This is a genomic window from Actinomadura litoris, from assembly GCF_009733595.1.
GTDB lineage: Bacteria > Actinomycetota > Actinomycetes > Streptosporangiales > Streptosporangiaceae > Spirillospora > Spirillospora litoris.
This window is the reverse complement of sequence record NZ_WOFH01000007.1, coordinates 263,435-282,564: the sequence shown is the minus strand read 5'-3', so window position 1 is coordinate 282,564 and position 19,130 is coordinate 263,435. Positions and strand designations below refer to the sequence as shown.

17 protein-coding genes and 3 tRNA genes are annotated in these 19,130 nt (G+C 73.2%); 11 read left to right on the top strand and 9 right to left on the bottom strand.

The features are described 5' to 3' along the window. Positions 1-113 precede the first annotated feature (113 nt). Positions 114-440 carry a histone-like nucleoid-structuring protein Lsr2 gene (locus GNZ18_RS21685; RefSeq protein WP_156218349.1) on the bottom strand — a complete coding sequence of 109 codons (327 nt, stop codon included), beginning with the start codon at positions 438-440 and terminating at the stop codon, positions 114-116. 18 nt (positions 441-458) lie between these two features. Then, positions 459-818, bottom strand: coding sequence for a histone-like nucleoid-structuring protein Lsr2 (locus GNZ18_RS21680; protein ID WP_156218348.1), 360 nt, complete (start codon positions 816-818; stop codon positions 459-461). A 268-nt stretch (positions 819-1,086) separates the two neighbouring features. Between GNZ18_RS21680 and GNZ18_RS21675 the strand changes: the two genes are divergently transcribed. The 3 genes from GNZ18_RS21675 (at position 1,087) to ctaD (ending at position 6,714) form a co-directional block, all read left to right on the top strand. Next, positions 1,087-3,183 (top strand): catalase, encoded by a 2,097-nt coding sequence (locus tag GNZ18_RS21675; protein WP_156218347.1) that lies wholly within the window; start codon positions 1,087-1,089, stop codon positions 3,181-3,183. Between the two features lie 227 nt (positions 3,184-3,410). Continuing rightward, positions 3,411-4,865, top strand: a complete 1,455-nt coding sequence (locus GNZ18_RS21670) for an MFS transporter (RefSeq protein WP_312874657.1) — start codon at positions 3,411-3,413, stop codon at positions 4,863-4,865. A gap of 91 nt (positions 4,866-4,956) precedes the next feature. Next, complete coding sequence (gene ctaD / locus GNZ18_RS21665) at positions 4,957-6,714, top strand: aa3-type cytochrome oxidase subunit I (RefSeq protein ID WP_156218345.1); 1,758 nt, start codon at positions 4,957-4,959, stop codon at positions 6,712-6,714. Here ctaD and qcrB read toward each other — a convergent pair. Further along, complete coding sequence (qcrB, locus tag GNZ18_RS21660) at positions 6,644-8,305, bottom strand: cytochrome bc1 complex cytochrome b subunit (RefSeq protein WP_156218344.1); 1,662 nt, start codon at positions 8,303-8,305, stop codon at positions 6,644-6,646. The genes ctaD and qcrB overlap by 71 nt on opposite strands. 75 nt (positions 8,306-8,380) lie before the next feature. Further along, on the bottom strand, positions 8,381-9,235 hold the full coding sequence (locus GNZ18_RS21655; protein WP_156218343.1) for a LysR family transcriptional regulator: 855 nt from the start codon (positions 9,233-9,235) through the stop codon (positions 8,381-8,383). A gap of 68 nt (positions 9,236-9,303) precedes the next feature. On the opposite strand from GNZ18_RS21655, the gene GNZ18_RS21650 reads away from it, so the two are divergent. Next, positions 9,304-10,242 (top strand): EamA family transporter, encoded by a 939-nt coding sequence (locus GNZ18_RS21650; RefSeq protein WP_216651399.1) that lies wholly within the window; start codon positions 9,304-9,306, stop codon positions 10,240-10,242. Here GNZ18_RS21650 and GNZ18_RS21645 read toward each other — a convergent pair. Beyond that, complete coding sequence (locus GNZ18_RS21645) at positions 10,136-11,041, bottom strand: LysR family transcriptional regulator (RefSeq protein ID WP_156218342.1); 906 nt, start codon at positions 11,039-11,041, stop codon at positions 10,136-10,138. The two genes, GNZ18_RS21650 and GNZ18_RS21645, sit on opposite strands and share 107 nt — an antisense overlap. A gap of 96 nt (positions 11,042-11,137) precedes the next feature. Between GNZ18_RS21645 and GNZ18_RS21640 the strand changes: the two genes are divergently transcribed. Next, complete coding sequence (locus GNZ18_RS21640) at positions 11,138-12,514, top strand: MFS transporter (RefSeq protein WP_156218341.1); 1,377 nt, start codon at positions 11,138-11,140, stop codon at positions 12,512-12,514. Here GNZ18_RS21640 and GNZ18_RS43235 read toward each other — a convergent pair. The 4 genes from GNZ18_RS43235 to GNZ18_RS21625 form a co-directional block, all read right to left on the bottom strand. Next, on the bottom strand, positions 12,483-13,598 hold the full coding sequence (locus GNZ18_RS43235) for a PrsW family intramembrane metalloprotease (RefSeq protein ID WP_173390847.1): 1,116 nt from the start codon (positions 13,596-13,598) through the stop codon (positions 12,483-12,485). The genes GNZ18_RS21640 and GNZ18_RS43235 overlap by 32 nt on opposite strands. Then, a complete protein-coding gene (locus tag GNZ18_RS40875; protein WP_173390846.1) occupies positions 13,595-14,155 on the bottom strand; it encodes a hypothetical protein in 561 nt (186 codons plus the stop codon). The genes GNZ18_RS43235 and GNZ18_RS40875 overlap by 4 nt, the downstream gene beginning before the upstream one ends. A gap of 60 nt (positions 14,156-14,215) precedes the next feature. Further along, positions 14,216-15,043: a pentapeptide repeat-containing protein gene (locus GNZ18_RS21630; RefSeq protein WP_246250116.1), complete on the bottom strand. Its 828-nt coding sequence runs from the start codon at positions 15,041-15,043 to the stop codon at positions 14,216-14,218. Between the two features lie 115 nt (positions 15,044-15,158). After that, positions 15,159-15,869, bottom strand: coding sequence for a 2OG-Fe(II) oxygenase (locus GNZ18_RS21625; protein ID WP_156218339.1), 711 nt, complete (start codon positions 15,867-15,869; stop codon positions 15,159-15,161). Positions 15,870-16,050: 181 nt separating this feature from the next. Here GNZ18_RS21625 and GNZ18_RS21620 point away from each other — a divergent pair, with 181 nt between their 5' ends. From GNZ18_RS21620 to GNZ18_RS21600, 6 genes are all read left to right on the top strand, one after another. After that, positions 16,051-16,848: a putative protein N(5)-glutamine methyltransferase gene (locus GNZ18_RS21620; protein WP_156218338.1), complete on the top strand. Its 798-nt coding sequence runs from the start codon at positions 16,051-16,053 to the stop codon at positions 16,846-16,848. Between the two features lie 56 nt (positions 16,849-16,904). Beyond that, complete coding sequence (locus GNZ18_RS44055) at positions 16,905-17,396, top strand: LPFR motif small protein (protein WP_376766278.1); 492 nt, start codon at positions 16,905-16,907, stop codon at positions 17,394-17,396. Continuing rightward, positions 17,375-17,446, top strand: a tRNA-Gly gene (locus GNZ18_RS21615). The genes GNZ18_RS44055 and GNZ18_RS21615 overlap by 22 nt, the downstream gene beginning before the upstream one ends. An 86-nt stretch (positions 17,447-17,532) precedes the next feature. Beyond that, positions 17,533-17,604, top strand: a tRNA-Lys gene (locus GNZ18_RS21610). 5 nt (positions 17,605-17,609) lie between these two features. After that, a tRNA-Gln gene (locus tag GNZ18_RS21605) sits at positions 17,610-17,680 on the top strand. Between the two features lie 143 nt (positions 17,681-17,823). After that, positions 17,824-18,990, top strand: coding sequence for an acyl-CoA dehydrogenase family protein (locus tag GNZ18_RS21600; RefSeq protein WP_156218337.1), 1,167 nt, complete (start codon positions 17,824-17,826; stop codon positions 18,988-18,990). Positions 18,991-19,130 lie beyond the last annotated feature (140 nt).

Here is a 19,130-nt window from a genome sequence, read left to right as displayed (position 1 = left end):
GTTCGATTGGCCCGCGCGAAGATCCGGACGGACATACGCAAGGGGGCCGGGGTGAGATTCCACCCCGGCCCCCGGCGCCGTCGCCGGAACGCCGCCGGCCGCGTGAGCCGGTGCTAGTGCGCCGCCTCGTACTTCTCGATCACATTGGCGGGGATACGGCCCCGCTCATTGACCTTGATGCCGCTGCTCTTGGCCCACTCGCGAATCTCGGCGGACCGCTCGCGGCTGTTGGTCGTGCGGGCGCGGCCCGCCCGGCCCGTCGTCTTGCGGGCCTTGCGGGCGCTGGCGACGAACGGCCCGAGGCCGTCGCGCAGCTTGGCGGCGTTCTTCTTGCTCAGGTCGATCTCGTAAGTGGTGCCATCGAGCGAAAAGCTGACGGTCTCGTCAGCCTCGCCGCCGTCGATGTCGTCCACGAGAAGGACTTCGACCTTCTGTGCCATGCGGGGACTCCCTACTAGCTATGCGTCCGGCTTCGCGTCCGGATGGGTCTCGATGAATGCAGCATAGACCTCATCGGATATCTTGCCACGTTCGGACACTTCGATGTCCTCCCGCAATGCCCAGGCGCGGACATCGCCGTTCGTGTAGCCCTTGATCTTCGCGGCGCGGGCGGTCTTGCGGCCCTTACCGGCGGGCTTCACCTCCACGGCGTTGTCGATGAAGGGCGCCAGGGCGTCCAGCATCTCGTGCAGGCGCTTGTCGTTGTCATCGCTCAAGTCGATCGTGAACGTCCGACCCAAGAGTTCGAAGTCTCGCTTTGCGACATCGTCCCCTTCGGATCCGTCGATGTCGTCCACGCGAATGACCTTCTCGGCCATGTGTGCCCTGTCTTCCTTCCCCTTGCCTACGCGGCGACCTTGACCGTAGCGGATTTCGGGTGCGGGCAGGACGGCATGGACCCCGGCGACACGGAGACGGCACCGGAAAGGCACCGCCCGCGCCACCCGGCGCGAACCCCGCGGACGCGGCGGCCGCGCGCCCCGGGACCGCGTCTGCGGGCCCCCAAGGTCCGGTCAAACCGCGCATACCGCGGAGATCGCTGGGTAGCCGAGCCGCGAAGCCGAACCGTTACCAAGGGAGCTGGACATGGCGGACCCCGCCGGCCACGACGACCCGAAGCAGGAGCAACTGGAGCGGTGGCGGGTGGCCCCGGAGGACACCCGGCTCACCACCGACCAGGGCATCCAGGTCGACGACACCGACAACTCGCTCGCCGCGGGCGAGCGCGGCCCGACGCTGATGGACGACTTCCATCTGCGGGAGAAGATCACCCATTTCGACCACGAGCGGATCCCCGAGCGCGTCGTCCACGCGCGCGGCTCCGGCGCCTACGGGCACTTCCGGCTGCACGAGTCGCTCGCGGAGTACACGACCGCCGAGTTCCTGTGCGACACCTCGCTGACGACGCCGGTGTTCGTGCGCTTCTCCACCGTCGCCGGGTCGCGCGGCTCGGCCGACACCGTCCGCGACGTCCGCGGCTTCGCGACGAAGTTCTACACCCGGCAGGGCAACTTCGACCTCGTCGGCAACAACATGCCGGTCTTCTTCATCCAGGACGGGATCAAGTTCCCCGACTTCGTCCACGCGGTGAAGCCCGAGCCGCCGAACGAGATCCCGCAGGCGTCCTCGGCGCACGACACGCTCTGGGACTTCGTGCAGCTCCAGCCCGAGACCATGCACATGATGATGTGGCTCATGTCCGACCGGGCGCTGCCGCGCAGCTACGCCATGATGCAGGGCTTCGGCGTGCACACCTTCCGGCTCGTCAACGCGGAGGGGCGCGCGACGTTCGTGAAGTTCCACTGGCGGCCGGTGCTCGGCACCCACTCGCTGGCCTGGGACGAGACGCAGAAGATCGCCGGGAAGGACCCCGACTTCAACCGCCGCGACCTGTGGGACCGGATCGAGGCCGGCGACCACCCCGAGTTCGAGTTCGGCGTGCAGCTCGTCCCGGCCGAGGACGAGCACCGGTTCGACTTCGACCTGCTCGACGCCACGAAGATCATTCCGGAGGAGGAGGTGCCGGTGCGGACGGTCGGGCGGCTGGTGCTGGACCGCAACCCCGACAACTTCTTCGCCGAGACCGAGCAGGTCGCCTTCCACATCGCCAACGTCGTGCCCGGCATCGACTTCACCAACGACCCGCTGCTCCAGGCGCGGCTGTTCTCCTACCTCGACACCCAGCTGATCCGGCTCGGGGGGCCGAACTTCCCGCAGATCCCCGTCAACCAGCCTGTCGCGAAGGTGCGCAACCACCATCGCGACGGCTACCACCAGATGACCCTCCAGCAGGGGCAGGCGAGCTACCACAAGAACACGCTGTCGGGCGGCTGCCCGGCCGTCGGCGGCGAGGGCTCCTACACGCACTTCCAGGAGCGGGTGGACGGCAACAAGATCCGCAAGCGGAGCGCGAGCTTCGCCGACCACTACTCCCAGGCGCGGCTGTTCTGGAACAGCATGTCCGGCTGGGAGCGCGAGCATATCGTCGGCGCGTTCCGGTTCGAGCTCGGCAAGTGCGAGCGCAAGCAGGTCCGCGAGGGCGTGGTCGCCCAGCTCAACCACGTCGACCACGACCTCGCCGTCCAGGTCGCGAAGGGCGTCGGGGTCGAGCCGCCGACGCCCGGCATCGCCGAGGGGCACGGGCGCACCTCGCCCGCGCTGAGCCAGGACCGGGCGCCGGCGGACTCCGTGCGGGGCCGCAAGGTCGCGGTCCTCGCCGCCGACGGGGTCGACTCGGCCGCGATCGCCGCCGTCGGCGAGGCGCTGACCGAGGCGGGGGCGGTGTGCGAGATCCTCGCCGCCGAGGACGGGTTCGTGCAGGCCGCCAACGGCGCGCAGGTGGAGGTGACCCGCGCGATGCCGACGGTGGCGTCCGTCCTGTACGACGCGGTCCTCGTCCCGGGCGGCGAGGTGGGCGTCCGCGCCCTCGCGCAGGACGGCGACGCCGTGCACTTCGTCGCGGAGGCGTTCGTGCACTGCAAGGCGATCGGCGCGCTCGGCGCGGGCATCGGCCTGCTGGAGCGCGCGGGGATCACCGGCGTCCGGTTCGCCGACGGCGACACGGTGTCGGACGCGGGCGTGGTCACCGCCGAGGGCGACGCCTCCGGCTTCACCTCGCGACTGATCGAGGCGATCGCCGCGCACCGGCACTGGACCCGCGACAAGGACCACGTCCCCGCCTGAGGACGTCGCGCGGCGCACCTCCCATCCGGCCCGGTGCGGGCGGGCCCGGTCGGGAGGTGCGCCGTCGTGATCTCGGTCTCGCCGCCGTCCCGCCGGGAATGGAACGGGCCCGAAAGACCTTAGGTTCAACGGCCCGTGTGATCACCGCCGGGCGCTCCCCGACCCCCCGGAGGGACCTCCGCATGTCAGCCCAGCCCGCCGGCTCCCGGCCGGCGTCAGCGCCGCCGGTGACGGACTCACCGGCGGCGACCCCGTCCGGTGTCGGCCTTCCGGACCCGGGGCGGGACGGCGGGGGCGGCAGGCTGATCGCGGTGCTGGCGTTCACCGGCATCGTCGTCGCGCTCATGCAGACACTGCTGATCCCCGTGATCGGGCAGCTTCCCGAGCTGCTGCACACCTCGCTCTCGAACGCCACCTGGGCGATGACCGCGACCCTGCTGTCGGGCGCGGTCGCGACCCCGATCATGGGACGGCTCGGCGACCTGTACGGCAAGCGGCGGCTGATCCTCGTCAGCGTCGGCGCGGTCGTCGTGGGGTCGCTGGTCGCCGCGGTCGGCTCCGACCTCGCGCTCGTCGTCATCGGCCGCGCGATCCAGGGCTTCGCGATGGGCGCGATCCCGCTCGGCATCAGCCTGATGCGGGACGTGCTGCCCCGCGAGCGGCTCGGCTCCGCGCTCGCGCTGATGAGCTCCTCGCTCGGCGTCGGCGGCGCGCTCGGCCTGCCGCTCGCCGCCTACGTCGCCCAGCACTACTCCTGGCACACGCTCTTCTACGGCGCCGCCGCGCTCGGCGTCGTGTCGTTCGTGCTCGTGCTGGTCGCGGTGCCCGAGTCGGACGTCCGCGCCGAGGGGCGCTTCGACCACGCGGGGACGGTCGGCCTGTCCGCCGGCCTGCTGGCCCTGCTGCTGCCGATCACCAAGGGCGGCGACTGGGGCTGGACGAGCCCGCTCACGCTCGGCCTCGTCGTCGCGGGGCTGGCGATCCTGGTGCTGTGGGGCGTGCTGGAGCTGCGGGTCCGCGACCCGCTGGTGGACCTGCGCACGACCGTCCGCCGCCAGGTGCTCCTCACCCACCTGACCGCGATCACGGTCGGCGTGTCGTTCTACGCGATGTCGCTCGTCCTGCCGCAGTTGCTGGAGCTGCCGACCTCCACCGGCTACGGGCTCGGGCAGTCGCTGCTGGTCGCCGGGCTCGCGGTGGCGCCGATGGGGGTGTCGATGATGCTCGTCTCCCCGCTGTCGGCGCGGATCTCGGCCGCGCGCGGCCCGAAGACCTCGCTGATCCTCGGGCTGGCGGTGATCGGCGGCGCCTACGTCGCGGCGCAGGGCCTGATGAACGCCGTCTGGCAGGTCGCGCTGATCACCACGATGGTCGGCGCGGGGATCGGGCTCGCCTACTCGGCGCTGCCCACGCTGATCATGGGGGCGGTGGAGGTGTCGGAGACCGGCGCCGCCAACGGCCTCAACACGCTCATGCGCTCGATCGGCACCTCGGTGTCCAGCGCCGTGCTCGGCACCGTCCTCGCCCGCAACACGGTCTCCTTCGGCGGGACCGACGTCCCGAACATGACCGGTTTCCGCATCTCGTTCCTCATCGCGACGGGCACGGTCGCGCTCGGCGTCCTGCTGGCGGCGTTCCTGCCGTCCGCCCGCCGCACCGCGTCCCTCGCCTCCGAAAGGTAACCGCTCCGACACGCTCGGTCGTCACGAAGCGTTTGAAGCGGGGCCTCCCGGTTAGCCCCCAGTCAGGGGACGGACGAGCGGGGGAGGCCGGATGACGGTCGTTCAGGGCGGGCGGGACACCGGCGTCGCCGAGGTGCTGGAGCGGCACCGCAAGGGCACGCGCTTCGCCGACGTGCTCGCCACGACCGACCACAAGGTCGTCGGCCACCTCTACCTCGCCACCTCGTTCACGCTGTTCCTCGTCGCCGGGCTGATGGCCATGGTGATGCGCGCCGAGCTGGCCGGGCCGGGGCTCCAGGTGGTGGGCGACCAGCGCTACAACGAGCTGTTCACGATCCACGGCACGATCATGCTGCTGCTGTTCGCGACGCCGCTGTTCGCCGGTTTCGCGAACGTGATCGTCCCGCTCCAGATTGGCGCGCCGGACGTGGCGTTCCCCCGGCTGAACACGCTCAGCTACTACCTGTTCGTGCTCGGCGCGGCGATGGTGCTGTTCGGGTTCCTCGTGCCGGGCGGCGCGGCGGCGTTCGGCTGGTTCGCCTACTCGCCGCTGACCTCCGGCACCTACTCGCCCGGCCACGGCGGCGACCTGTGGGTGATGGGGCTGGTGCTGTCCGGGTTCGGGACGATCTTCACCGCGGTGAACATGGTCGCCACGATCATCGCGATGCGCGCCCCCGGCATGGTGATGTTCCGGATGCCGATCTTCACCTGGAACGTGCTGCTGACCAGCGTGATGGTGCTGGTCGCGTTCCCGGTGCTCGCCGCCGCGCTGCTGGCCCTGGAGGCCGACCGCAGGCTCGGCGCCCACGTCTACGACGCCCAGCACGGGGGAGCGCTGCTGTGGCAGCACCTGTTCTGGTTCTTCGGCCATCCCGAGGTCTACATCGTGGCGCTGCCGTTCTTCGGGATCGTCACCGAGATCCTGCCGGTGTTCTCCCGCAAGCCGATCTTCGGCTACCTCGCGCTGGTCGCGGCGACCATCGCGATCACGGGCCTGTCCATGACCGTGTGGGCGCACCACATGTTCGCGACCGGGCAGGTGCTGCTCCCGTTCTTCTCCTTCATGTCCTTCATGATCGCGGTGCCGACCGGCATCAAGTTCTTCAACTGGGTCGGGACGGTCTGGAAGGGCCAGCTCAGCTTCGAGACGCCGATGCTGTGGGCGCTCGGGTTCCTCGTGACGTTCCTGTTCGGCGGGCTGACCGGGGTGATCCTCGCCTCCCCGCCGATGGACTTCCACCTCACCGACTCCTACTTCGTCGTCGCCCACTTCCACTACGTCCTGTTCGGCACCGTCGTGTTCGCGATGTTCGGCGGCTTCTACTTCTGGTGGCCGAAGATGACCGGCAAGCGGCTGGACGAGACCTGGGGGAGGATCCACTTCTGGTCGCTGTTCGCCGGGTTCCACACGACGTTCCTCGTCCAGCACTGGCTGGGGGCGGAGGGCATGCCGCGGCGCGTCGCCGACTACGCCGACGGGTTCGGCACGCTGAACCTGGTCTCCTCGATCGGGTCGTTCGTGCTCGGCGCCTCCACCTTCGCGTTCCTGTGGAACATCTGGCGGACGCACCGGCACGGCGAGCACGTCGGCGTCGACGACCCGTGGGGGTTCGGCGGGTCGCTGGAGTGGGCGACCTCGTGCCCGCCGCCCCGCCACAACTTCACGGCGATGCCGCGGATCAGGTCGATGCGGCCCGCGTTCGACCTGCACTATCCGCCGAAGCTCCCGCCGCGGGAGGCCGAGCCCGCGCTGCCCCCGGTCGAGCACGCGCGCCCTACCGCCGCTTCTCCCGCTTCTTCGCCTTGGCCTCGCCGTCCCATTCGGCGGGGGAGCCGTCGCCGCTGAGGTCGCCCTGCCCGCCGCCGTAGGACTCGCTCTGGTAGTTGAAGTAGAACCGGTTGAGCCGGGTGTGGATCTGCGCGCGCGCCCGCGACGGGGTCGGCAGCGGGATGATGTGCCTCGGGTAGGACGCCACCAGCTCCTCGGGGCGCCGGGCCAGCAGGACGGCCTCCCGGTCGTCCGAGGGCTGCTCGTGCCGCTCGGTGAACGCGCCGCCCGGGGTCAGCGAGATCAGCCCGCTCTCCACGCCCTCCTCCCGGACGCGCAGGTCGCGGCGTTGCAGGCTCAGGCAGGCGCGGCGGGTGATCGCGAAGGCGAGCAGCGGGAACGCGAAGAAGCCGACGCGGAAGAACCACGTCGTCCCGTACAGGTTGAACCCGAAGGTGTGGGCCAGGACGTCGTTGCCGCCCGCCGCCCACAGGTCGCCGTACCAGGCGATGACCGCCGCGCCGATCGCGGTGCGGGTGGCGGCGTTGCGCGGGCGGTCGAGCAGGTGGTGGACCCGGTCGTCCCCGGTGGCCCAGCGTTCCAGGAACGGATACAGCGCGATGCAGGTGAAGAACACCCCCGGCAGGACGACGGTCGGGAGGAGCACGTTCCAGGGCACGGTGTGCCCGGCGACGGTCGTCGAGATCGGGGGCGTGATCCGCAGGGCGCCCTCCAGGAACCCGACGTACCAGTCGGGCTGCGAGCCGATCGACACCTGCGCCGGGTCGTAGGGGCCGTACAGCCAGACCGGGTTGACCTGGAGGACCGTCGCCATGAGCGCGAGGACGCCGAAGGTGTACAGGAAGTAGGCGGTGCTCTGCGCGGCGAAGTGCGGCCACGTCTTGTGCCCCGCGACGGTCAGCTCGCGGCGTCCCCGGGCCGGGAACTGGGTGTGCGTCTGGTGCCAGAGGATCATCAGGTGCGCGGTGATCAGGCCGAGCAGGATCCCGGGGATCAGCAGGATGTGGACGGTGAACAGGCGCGGGATGAAGTCCTGGCCGGGGAACTCGCCGCCGAACACCCACATGCTGACATAGGTGCCGATGACGGGAATCGAGAGCATGATTCCCTGCGCGATCCGCAGGCCGGTGCCCGACAGCAGGTCGTCGGGCAGCGAGTAGCCCGCGAAGCCCTCGGCCAGCGCGAGCGTGAACAGCGTGACCCCGATCAGCCAGTTGATCTCGCGGGGCTTGCGGAACGCGCCGGTGAAGAAGATCCGCAGCAGGTGCACGCTGATCGCGGCGAGGAAGACGTTGGCGGCCCAGTGGTGGATCTGCCGGATCAGCAGCCCGCCCCGGATGTCGAACGAGATGCGCAGCGTGGACGCGTACGCCTCGCTCATCCGCACCCCGCGCAGCGGCGCGTACGAGCCGTTGTAGATGATCTCCGAGGAGACCGGCTCGAAGAACAGCGTCAGGAAGACGCCGGTGATCAACAGGACGGTGAAGGAGTACAGCGCGATCTCGCCCAGCAGGAACGCCCAGTGGCCGGGGAACGCCTTCCGGAGGTTCCTGCGCAGGAACTCCGCTCCGCCGAGCCGGTCGTCCGTCCAGCGCGCGAGGTCCTCGGTCAGCCTCCAGGTGGTCGACCCGCCGTTCCGTCCCGCCATCTCGTTCCCCCTGGCCGAGCCGAGTTTCCGCAGCGTGCGGTACCCGTGGCGGGGGAGGGCAAACAGCGGACCGGGTCAGGTGTCCCGGTACAGCCCGGTGAGCAGTTCGACGGCGTGCGGGACGGCGGGATGCGGGTCGTCCCGCCACCACGCGAGGCGGACGGCGATGGGCGCGGCGTCCCGTACCGGCCGGTAGACCACGCCGCGCCGCCGGTACTGCTCGACGGTGCTCCGCGCGGTGACGCCCACGCGGCGGCCGGACGCGACGGAGGTGAGCCAGTCGTCGATGTCGGTCGTGCGCTCGGTGGCGGGCCCGGCGCCGGGCGGCCACAGGTCGAGCGTGGTCGTGCCGGTCCTCGGGTCGATGAGCAGCGTCCGACCGGCGATGTCGGCCAGCCGGACGGACCTGCGGCGCGCCCACGGGTCGTCGGAGGCCATCGCGCAGTACCGCCGCTCCAGCCCGACGACGGCGTCCTCGAACCGGCGCGGGTCGGGGGCCGTGCGGACGACCGCGATGTCGCAGGCGCCCTCCGCGAGGCCGCCGGTGGCCGAGTTCGTCCGGACGAGCTGGAGGTCGATGTGCGGCCACCGGCGCGGCCACTGCCGCTGGAAGGCGACGGTGTGCCGCCCCATCGCGGCCCAGGCGTAGCCGATCCGCAGGCCGGTGCGCCCGGTCGCCGCGTCCCGGACGAGGTCGTCGGCGTCGGCGAGGAGCCGCCGCGCCCGCGCGAGCACCCGCGCGCCGGTGGCGGTCGGCGTCACGCTGCGGCTGGTGCGCCGCAGCAGCCGCGCGTCCAGGGTCCGCTCCAGCGCTGCGAGGGTCCGCGACACCGCCGCCTGGGAGACGCCCAGCTCGATCGCGGCGTCGGTGAACGTGCCCGTGTCGACGATCGCGACGAGCACGCGGAGCTGCCGCAGTTCCAGTTCCATACGTACAGCGTATAGATCCTGTTATGTATGCATTTTGTGCATGTGAGGGGCGGACGCATGCTCGGGGCATGACGAACGGCACCGCTCCTCCCGAGGGCGCCCGCTGGGCCGGGGTGGCGACGATGCTCGCGAGCGCCGCGTCCAACCAGACCGGGGCGGCGGTCGGCGCCCTGGCGTTCCCGGTGATCGGCCCGGCCGGGGTGGTCGCGGTCCGCCAGTGGGTCGCCGCCGCCGTGCTGCTGGCCGTCGGACGCCCGCGCCCCCGGACGTTCGCCGGCGGCCGGTGGCGGCCCGTGCTGGCGCTCGCGGCGGTGTTCGCGACGATGAACCTGTCCCTCTACACCGCCGTCGACCGCGTCGGCCTCGGCCTCGCCGTCACGCTGGAGTTCCTCGGCCCGCTCGCTGTCGCGCTCGCCGGGACGCGGCGCCGCGTCGACCTCGGCTGCGCGCTCGGGGCGGCGGCCGGGGTGGTCACGCTGACCCGGCCGCAGCCCGCCTCCGACTTCCTCGGCCTCGGGCTCGCGCTCCTCGCGGCGTGCTGCTGGGCCTCCTACATCCTGCTCAACCGGTCCATCGGGCGCTCGCTGCCGGGCGTCGAGGGCTCGGCGGCGGCGGCCGGGCTGTCGGGGCTGCTGTTCGTCCCGATCGGGGCCGTGGCGCTCGTCCACGACCCGCCGACGGCGCGGGCGCTGGCCTGCGCGGGCGCGGCGGGCGTGCTGTCGTCGGCGGTCCCGTTCCTGGCCGACCTGCTCGCGCTGCGCCGCGTCCCGGCCCGCCTCTTCGGCGTCTTCATGAGCGTCAACCCCGTGCTGGCCGCCGCGGCGGGCCTGCTCGTCCTCGGCGAGACCCTCGGCTGGACGCAGTGGCTCGGCATCCTCGCGATCGTCACCGCGAACGCCGTCACGCTCGCGACGCGACCTCCGGATCGGGAGAGCCCGCCGCGTAGAGCATCGCGCGCAGGTCGGGCCGCGACTCCCGGTCGGCGCGCCACACCAGGCGGAGGCTGAGGTCGGGCGCGTCCACCGCGAGCCGGGCCAGGGCCCCGGCGGCGATCCGGTCCCGGACGGCGAACTCCGGGACGAGCGCGACGCCCAGTCCCCGCTCGGCCCAGGAGCTCATCACGGTCACGCTGCCCGCCCGCACCCGCTCGACGCCGTCGCCGAACAGCCGCTCACCGGCCAGCCAGAACGAGCAGGCGGGCACGTTGACCAGCAGCCGCTCGCCGCGCAGGTCGGCGCGGCCGACGCGCGCCGCGTCCGCGAGCCGGTGGCCGGGCGCGGCGACGAGCGCGAGCGGGACCGGTTCCAGGTCGAGGAAGTCCAGCGGCGCGGGCGGGGTCGCGAAGCCGAGGCCGCCGAGACCCGGGCCGGAGTCCAGCAGCAGCGCCGCCTCCAGGTCGCCCGCGGCGACGGCGTCCAGGAGCTGGTCGCGGGCGGCGTCCGCGCGCACCTCCACCCGCAGGCCGGGCCGCCGCTCGGCCAGCCGGGCCAGCACGCCCGGCACGTGCGTCGCGGCGATCGTCTCCAGCGCCCCGAGCCGCAGCGGCGGACGCGTCCCGGCGACGTCCAGCCGGGCCTCCTCCGCCTGCCGCAGCAGCCGTCCCGCCCACTCCCGCAGGCGCTCGCCCGCGGGCGTCAGCCGCATGCCCTTCGGACCGCGCTCGAACAGCGGCACGTCGAGCGACCGCTCCAGCGCCCTGACCTGCTCCGACACCGACGACGGCGCGAGACCGAGCGCGTTGGCGGCCTCGGTGACCGTCCGGTGCGCGACGACGGCCTCGAACGTGCGTAGCTGGCGCAACTCCATGCCGGGCGCAACCTCCGCGCGGCGTTCGGATATTCCGAACGCCGCATGCGGGGACGCCGGTGGAGCGGGACGTGCCGGGTTCCGAGACTGGCGGCCATGGGTTCCGTCCTCCAGTCTCCGCTCCCGCCCGCCGCCACCGCGCGCCGCCGGCGGGCGCTCCTCGGCATCTCGCTCGGCTACTTCATGGTGCTGCTCGACACGACCGTCCTGTCGGTCGCCGAGCCCGACCTGGGGCGCTCCCTGCACGCCTCGACCGCCGGGCTGCAATGGGCCGTCACCGGCTACACCGTCGTCTTCGGCGCGCTGCTGCTGTCGGCGGGCGCCGTGGCCGACCGGCTCGGCGCCGACCGCGTGTTCCGGGTGGGCGCCGCCGCCTTCGGCCTCGGCTCGCTGGCCGCCGCGCTCGCCCCCGGCCTCGGGACGCTCGTCGCGCTCCGGGCCCTGCTCGGGGCCGCCGCCGCGGCCTGCGTCCCCGCGTCGATGGCCATGATCACCCGGCTCTACCCGGCGCCCGCCGACCGGGCGAGGGCCGTGGCGACGTGGGCGGCGACCAGCGGCGCGGCGCTCGCCGCCGGGCCCCTCGCGGGCGGCGCGCTGGTCGGCCTCGCGGGCTGGCGCGCCATCTTCCTGATCAACGTGCCGGTCGCCGCCGCCGTCCTCGTGCTGGTCGCCGGGCGGGAGGTCCGCTGCCCGCGCGGGACGCGGGCGATCGACCCGGTCGCCCAGGTGCTCGCCTGCGCGGCGCTCGGCCTGCTCACCGACGCGCTGATCGCGCTCGGCTCCGGCGCCGCCGTCCACGCGTCCTGGTCGGCGGCGGGCGCCGCCCTCGCCGCCGCCGCGTTCGCGGCGGCCGAGCGCCGCAGCGCCGCGCCCGTCCTCGTGCCCGCCGTGCTGCGGACGCCCGGGATGCCCGCCGCGCTGCTGGCGGGCGCGGCGGTCAACTTCGCGATGACCGGGGTCCTGTTCGTCCTGCCGCTGGCGTTCCAGCGCGACCTCGGGCTGAGCGCGTTCGAGACCGGGCTGGCGTTCCTGCCGATGACGCTGCCGTTCGCGTTCAACCCCCTGGTCACCGGGCGGATCGTCGCGAGGACCGGGCCACGCCCGCCCGTCCTCGCGGGGCTGGCCCTGCTCACCGCCGGCGGGGCGGCGCTCGGCGCCGCGCTGCTCGCCTCCGCGCCCTACCCGGTGCTCGTCGCGGGCCTGCTCGGCACGGGGTTCGGGGTGTCGTTCGCGCTGCCCGCCCTCGCGACGGCCGTCGTCGCCGCCGCGCCCGAGGGCACCGCCGGGGCCGCCGGGGGGCTGCTCAACGCCGTCCGGCAGTCCGGCGCGACCCTCGGCGTCGCGATCATGGGGGCGTTCGTCCCCGACGGCTCCGGCGGGTTCGGATCCGCGCTGTTCGCCGCGTCCGCCGCCTGCGCCGCCGCGCTCGCCCTGGCCGCGCTCAGGCCGGCGCGGGCCGCTGGGACGCGTTGAGGCGGCGCCGCAGGTCCCGGATGTCGCCGCGCAGCCGGTCGGCGGCGCCCGGGTCCGGCTCCAGGCCGCCGAGCCGGTCGTCCAGCAGCTCCAGCTGGGCGGCGCGGAGCCTGGCGAGCAGCCGCCGGGGTTCGCCCGCGGGCACGTCCCACCGCTCCTTCCGCCGCCACTTGCGGTAGGTGAGGACGTGCCCCTCGCCCGGCACGAGCACGCCCCGCTCCGTCTCCTCCCGCGCCGCCCGCCGGAACCCGGTCAGATACCGGTACCGGGCGATCCGGTAGGCCACGATCGCCGCCACCAGGATGGGCGCCCCCTTCACCGGCAGCAGCGCCACGCCCGCCAGCACCGGCGCGTCCCACCACGAGTGCAGCGCCATCGCCACCACGAGCGCGCCGCACGCGACCGCCACACCCGTCCGGGACGGGCGGCCCAGCAGGCGGCCGAGGCCCGCCCCGGCGATCGCCGTCATCGCCCAGTGGCTCCACCACGCCCCGCCGATCATCCGGCTCCCGAACGAGAAGAACGCCGCCCTCGCGTCCTGGGTCGCCCCGGTCAGCACGATCGTGTTCAGCACGTACAGGAAGTTCTCCGAGATCTGGAACCCGAGGCCCACCAGCGCGCCGAAGCCGAAGCCGTCCAGCGCGCCGCGCACCGCGTGCGGGACGATCAGCGCCAGCACCGCCACGCCGAGCAGCTTCAGGATCTCCTCGTTGACCGGCGCCGTGATCGCCGCGCCCCAGGTCGCGGTGAACTCCGCGCCCGCCGTCCCGCCGAGCACCGCCTGGAAAGCGGCGTTCGCGGGCAGCGCCGGGCCGAACGCCGCGAGGCCGCCCCAGCCGACCGCGATCAGCGCGTAGCCGAGCGGCCGCGACCGCACCGGATGCAGCCGCCGCAGCAGCCAGACCCCCGCCGCGAGCGCGGGCGCCAGCAGCACCAGCCCCGCGACCGCGCCCACCGGGAACGCCCTGACCCGCGGCCCGAGGAGGTCGAGGGCCACCCACGCGCCCGCGAGGCACGCGGCGGCCCACAGCCAGAACGCCGGACGGGTCGTCACGCCGCGCTGGATCGCGGCGCGATCGGTCACGGCGCTATCCGGATCGTCCGTACCATCGCCTCGACCTGCGCCGCCGCCCGCAGGTACGCCTCGGGCGGGCCCCACGCGGTCACGGTCGCGCCGCGCGTGGCGCGGGCGAACACCGTGGCGGTCCCGGCGCGACCGGCCCCGGCGAGGCGGCCGGTCAGCCCGCGCAGGCCGTGTGGGGTCGTGATCGCGGACGGCCCGGCGCCCAGCCGCGTCGTCCCGCGCACCGACACGATCCGCCCCAGCCCGTCCCAGAGCGCGCGGGCGTCCAGCGGCGCCAGCGGCACGACCACGCTGACGTTGAAGACGACCTCGTCACTGGTCAGCTCGGCGCCGCTGCCGAGCGCCGAGCGCTCCTCGTCCAGCGCCCACCCCGCCGCGGGCACCGCGAACGACACCGGGCGCACGCCGTCGCGCGCCGTCCCGACCGACAGCACCGTCCCCGGCCTGATCGGCCGTTTCCCGTCGCCCAGCGCGGCGTCCAGCAGCGGAAGCCCCGCCCCGAGGACGAGTAACACGAGCGCCACGAGACCGGTGCCCCACCATCTGACCCGCCCCACGTGACCCCCCCGAATGACATGGGTTCGGGACATGCCCCCAGGACCAGGGCCTAAACGACATCACCCCCAGTGGCGGGGGCGGCGCAGGGCGTCCGGCAGCCGTGTGGCGGCGTCGCCCACCGCCGCGTCGACCTGCGCCTGCGTGAGGAACAGGGCGCCCCGCAGGTCGGCCCCGCGCAGGTCGGCGCCCCGCAGGTCGGCGCCGGTGAGGTCGGCCGTCCGCAGGTCGGCGCCGCGCAGGTCGGCCCCGATCAGGCGGGCGCCGCGCAGGCACGCCGCGCGCAGCTCACCGGCGCCCCGCAGCGGCTCCCCGGCCAGGTCGGCGCCGCGCAGGTTCGCGCCGCCCGGCCCGCGCGCCAGCTCGCTCGCCCGCAGCAGCAGGGGGTTGAGCCGCTCGCGCAGCTCCGCCACGTCCACCGCGACCAGCTCACCGGGCGTGCCCCGCGTGATCAGCTCGACGCGCTCCACCGCCCGCCGCAGCTCCCCGTGGACGGGACGCGCCGCAGGCAGCCCGAGCGCCTCCGTCAGGTACCACAGCAGCTCGTGCAGCCCCCGCATGACGGGGAACACCGCGAACATCTCCCGGCCGCCGCCCCGACGCCAGTCGCGGCCGCCGAACGTCTCCTGCGACACCTTCTGGCCCGCTCCGAAGCAGTCGAAGGCCGTGCACCCCGGAAAGCCCAGCTCCCGCAGCTTGCCGTGCACGCCGCAGCGGAAGTCCGCCAGCAGGTTGTGGCAGGGTTCTCCCGCGTCCTTGGCGACCGCGAAGTCGGCGGACCGCGCGAACGGCAGCGCCACGCAGCACAACCCGAAACAACGCGCGCAGTCGGCCTTCAGCCCCGACATCCGTCCCGCCCCCGTCGTGTCCATGAAGCCCGGCGTGTCCATGACGTCCCGGCCCACCTCCCTCGCCTGGCGGCTCGGGACGCAGGCCGTGCCTTGGCGAGTGAGGCCGGATCGGAACACACCTTAGGCGGGCGCGCCGACAGTTCGGACCGCCGGTTCAGGCCGCGTCGTGGAAGACCAGGCCCAGCGTCCGCCGGTGGCCGGAGCGCACCACGCTGACCCCGTGCCGGACCGGCGAGGCCGACCAGCCCCGCTTCGTCCGGACGGGCCGGTCCCGCGTCGTGAAGATCAGCCCGCGCCCCTGGGGCAGCGATGTCACCGTCCCGCGCGACTGGGCCCGCGCCCGCTGCTCCACCAGCAGGAACTCTCCGCCGGTGTAGTCGGCGCCCGCCTCGTCCAGGCCGATCACGACCTGGAGCGGGAACACCAGGTCGCCGTAGAGGTCGCGGTGCAGCGCGTTCCAGTCGTCCGGGCCGTACCGCAGCAGGATCGGGGTGGGCTTGGCCTGGCCCGCCGCGTGGCACATCCCGAGCCACTCCTCCAGCGTGCCGGGCCAGGGCGCGGGACGTCCGAGCCGCCCGGCCCACTCGCGCGCGATGGGCAGCAGCCGCGGATACAGCGCCGCCCGCAGCTCCGCGACCGCCTCGGGGAACGGCTCGGCGAAGTACCGGTACTGCCCGGCGCCGAACCGGTAGCGCTCCATGTCGATGGTCGATCTGAAGCGTCCCACCTCGTCGTACAGGGCCGCGATACCGGCGCATTCGTCCTTGTCGAGGAGCGGTGGCGTCAGTGCGCAGCCGTAGGCGTCCACCTCCCGGCCGAGCGCCTCCCAGTCGCCCCGCGCGACCCTGTCCGCGTAGATGCTCATGTCCCTCCAACACCGCCGGACTCGTCGGCGTTGCGCCCGCCGCGATAAAGTTCCCGATGTCGTTGCCGGACCCGCCGAGGAGGTGAGACCCGTCTCTGCCCGACCAGGCCGGGTGCTCCCGCCTCCGCACCGCAGGGCCTAGCCGCCCGGGGAGCACCCACGTGCGTTCCGGAAGGCACCCATGTCATCACCCCTCTCCGTGTCCGTCGCCGCCAGGCTCCGCGCGGCGGGCTGCGTCTTCGCCGAGGACGAGGCGCGGCTGATCCTCGACGCCGCCCGCACCCCGGACGAGCTGGCCGCCATGGTCGAGCGGCGGGCCGGCGGCCTGCCCCTCGAACACGTCCTCGGCTGGGCCGAGTTCCGCGGCCTGCGCGTGGCCGTGGACCCCGGCGTCTTCGTCCCCCGGCGCCGCACCGAGTTCCTCGTGGAGCAGGCCGCGTCGCGTGCCCCGCGGGTCCTTCGCGGCGGGACGCGCCGCCCCGTCGTGGTCGACCTGTGCTGCGGCTCCGGCGCGCTCGGGCTGGCGCTCGCGGCATCCCTGGGCGCGTGCGACCTGCACGCCGCCGACATCGACGCGGCGGCCGTGCGGTGTGCCCGCCGCAACGTCGGCGCGTCCGGCCACGTCTACGAGGGCGACCTGTACGAGCCGCTCCCGGGCGGGCTGAAGGGCCGCGTCGACGTCCTGCTCGCCAACGTGCCCTACGTCCCGACGGACGAGGTCGGCCTGCTGCCCGCCGAGGCCCGGGTCCACGAGCCCAACGTGGCGCTGGACGGCGGCGCGGACGGTCTCCACGTCCTGCGCCGGGTCGCCGCCGAGGCGCGCGCATGGCTCGCGCCCGGCGGGATCCTGCTGTTCGAGACCGGCGAGCGGCAGGTTCCCGAGGCGGTCGCGGTCGTGTCCGAGGGCGGGCTGGTCGCCGAGGTCGCGCGCCCGGACGAGGCGTACGCCACCGCCATCATCGGCACGCACCCCGGTTAGAACGTGATGTGAGGGTAAAAGGCCGGGTGACGGACGAGCGAAGGAGTGAATGTCTCATGCGCCGCATCACCGCAGCGCTCAATGCGATCATCGGCACGATCATCAGTGTCGTCACGCTGCCTTTCCGAGTCCTCGGTCGGCTGCTGACCCCCTCGCGCGGCCGCCCGGCTCGGAAGTCGCGTATCGGCCGCCGGCGTACCGTTTGCCGGTTCGCGACGGGGGAGGGGCTTCGGCCCCTCCCCCTTCGCGTGGAACCGGTCGCGGCGCCGCCGCGTCCTAGGGAGAGGAAAAACCCGTTGCCCCATCGGGCGACAGGGCGCACCATAAGAGTGTCGAACCGAGCGGAAGGGAGCCGAAGTGAAGAGCAGGCAGGCGCAGACCTTCGGGTCTCGTTCCCAGGGCGGTCGTTTCGCCCTCCGAGGCGTCTCTGGATAGGGCCACCAGGCTCCACCGGAGGCCGCCAGGGAGATATCCCGGCGGCCTTTCTCATGCCGTCTTCGACGCGGGGCGATGGCGCCCGGCATTTGTCGCACAAGCCGAAATGGTGAGGCACCTGGCTTCCAACCAGGAGTACCGGGTTCGATTCCCGGGTGCGGCTCTGGACTGGACCGGCGGGAGTAACGACCCCCGGCTGGTCCGCCTGTGCCCAGGCGGAACGGACGCCACCGTCCGCCGGGGCACGACGCCGCTCTCGTTCAACCGGGAGGACACCGGGCTCTTACCCCGGTTATAGAGGTTCGACTCCTCTGGGCGGCACGCCATGCCGGGTCATCCAAGGGCAGGATGCGTGATTCTGGATCACGTCATGCGGGTTCGAATCCTGCCCCGGCAGCGGCGGGGCCCGGTGGCGTGCCGGGTCCCGGCGGCGGGGCGGCGGCGGTCTTGACGGGGTGCCGCCGCTCCGCATACTTTGGCGTCCAAATATTTGCCGTCAAAGTAACGCGGCCGGTGATCGTACGGCCACGCGGAGGAACGATGAGCGACCTTCCCACGTACGCGCTGTCGGAGGAGCAGGAGCTGCTGCGGGCGACGGTCCGGGAGCTGGCCGAGGCCAAGATCGCGCCGTTCGCGGCCGACGTGGACGAGGAGTCGCGGTTCCCGAGGGAGGCGCTCGACGCGCTGGTCGACAACGGGATGCACGCCGTCCACGTGCCCGAGCCCTACGGCGGCGCGGGCGCGGACGCGCTGTCGGCGGTGCTGGTGATCGAGGAGGTGGCGCGCGTCTGCGCGTCCTCGTCGCTGATCCCGGCCGTGAACAAGCTGGGGTCGGTCCCGGTGCTGCTGGCGGGCTCGGAGGAGCTGAAGCGGTGGTGCCTGCCCTCGCTCGCGGCGGGCGAGGCGATGTTCTCCTACGCGCTGTCGGAGGCGGAGGCCGGGTCGGACGCGGCGGGAATGCGCACGCGCGCGGTGCGCGACGGCGACGCCTATGTGCTCGACGGCGTGAAGACCTGGATCACGAACGCGGGGGAGTCGCGCTTCTACACCGTGATGGCGGTGACGGACCCCGGCGCGGGCGCCCGGGGCATTTCCGCATTCGTCGTCGACCGCGACGACGAGGGCGTCTCGTTCGGCCCGAAGGAGCGCAAGCTCGGCATCAAGGGGTCGCCGACGCGGCAGGTGATCCTTGAGCGCGTGCGCGTTCCCGAATGGCGGCGGATCGGCGCCGAGGGCACGGGTTTCAAAACGGCGCTGGCCACCCTTGACCACACGCGCGTGACGATCGCCGCGCAGGCGCTCGGAATCGCTCAGGGCGCGCTGGACTTCGCGATCGGATATGTCAAGGAACGCCGCCAGTTCGGCAAGCCGGTATCCGACTTCCAGGGCGTGCAGTTCATGCTGGCGGACATGGCCATGCGGCTGGAGGGCGCGCGCCAGCTGACCTATCACGCGGCGGTGAAATCCGAGCGCGCCATGCGGGGAGAGCGCATTCCCGACCTCACGCTGGTGTCGTCGGCGTGCAAGGCACTGGCCTCGGACGTCGCGATGGACGTGACGACCGACGCGGTGCAGTTGCTCGGCGGCTACGGATACACGCGGGAGTTCCCGGTCGAGCGGATGATGCGCGACGCGAAGATCACGCAGATCTACGAGGGGACCAACCAGATCCAGCGAATGGTCATCGCGCGCCAGCTCCTCAAGTAACCGCGCGCCCTGCGAGGGGAAGCGATCGGCCGGTGACAGGTTCGGGGCGGGCAGGCGATTGCCGACAGGGGATCTCGGCTGCGGCGCTCCCCGACCGGGAGACGAATTCCGGCGGCCGTCGCCCCGAGCCGTCCGCCTCG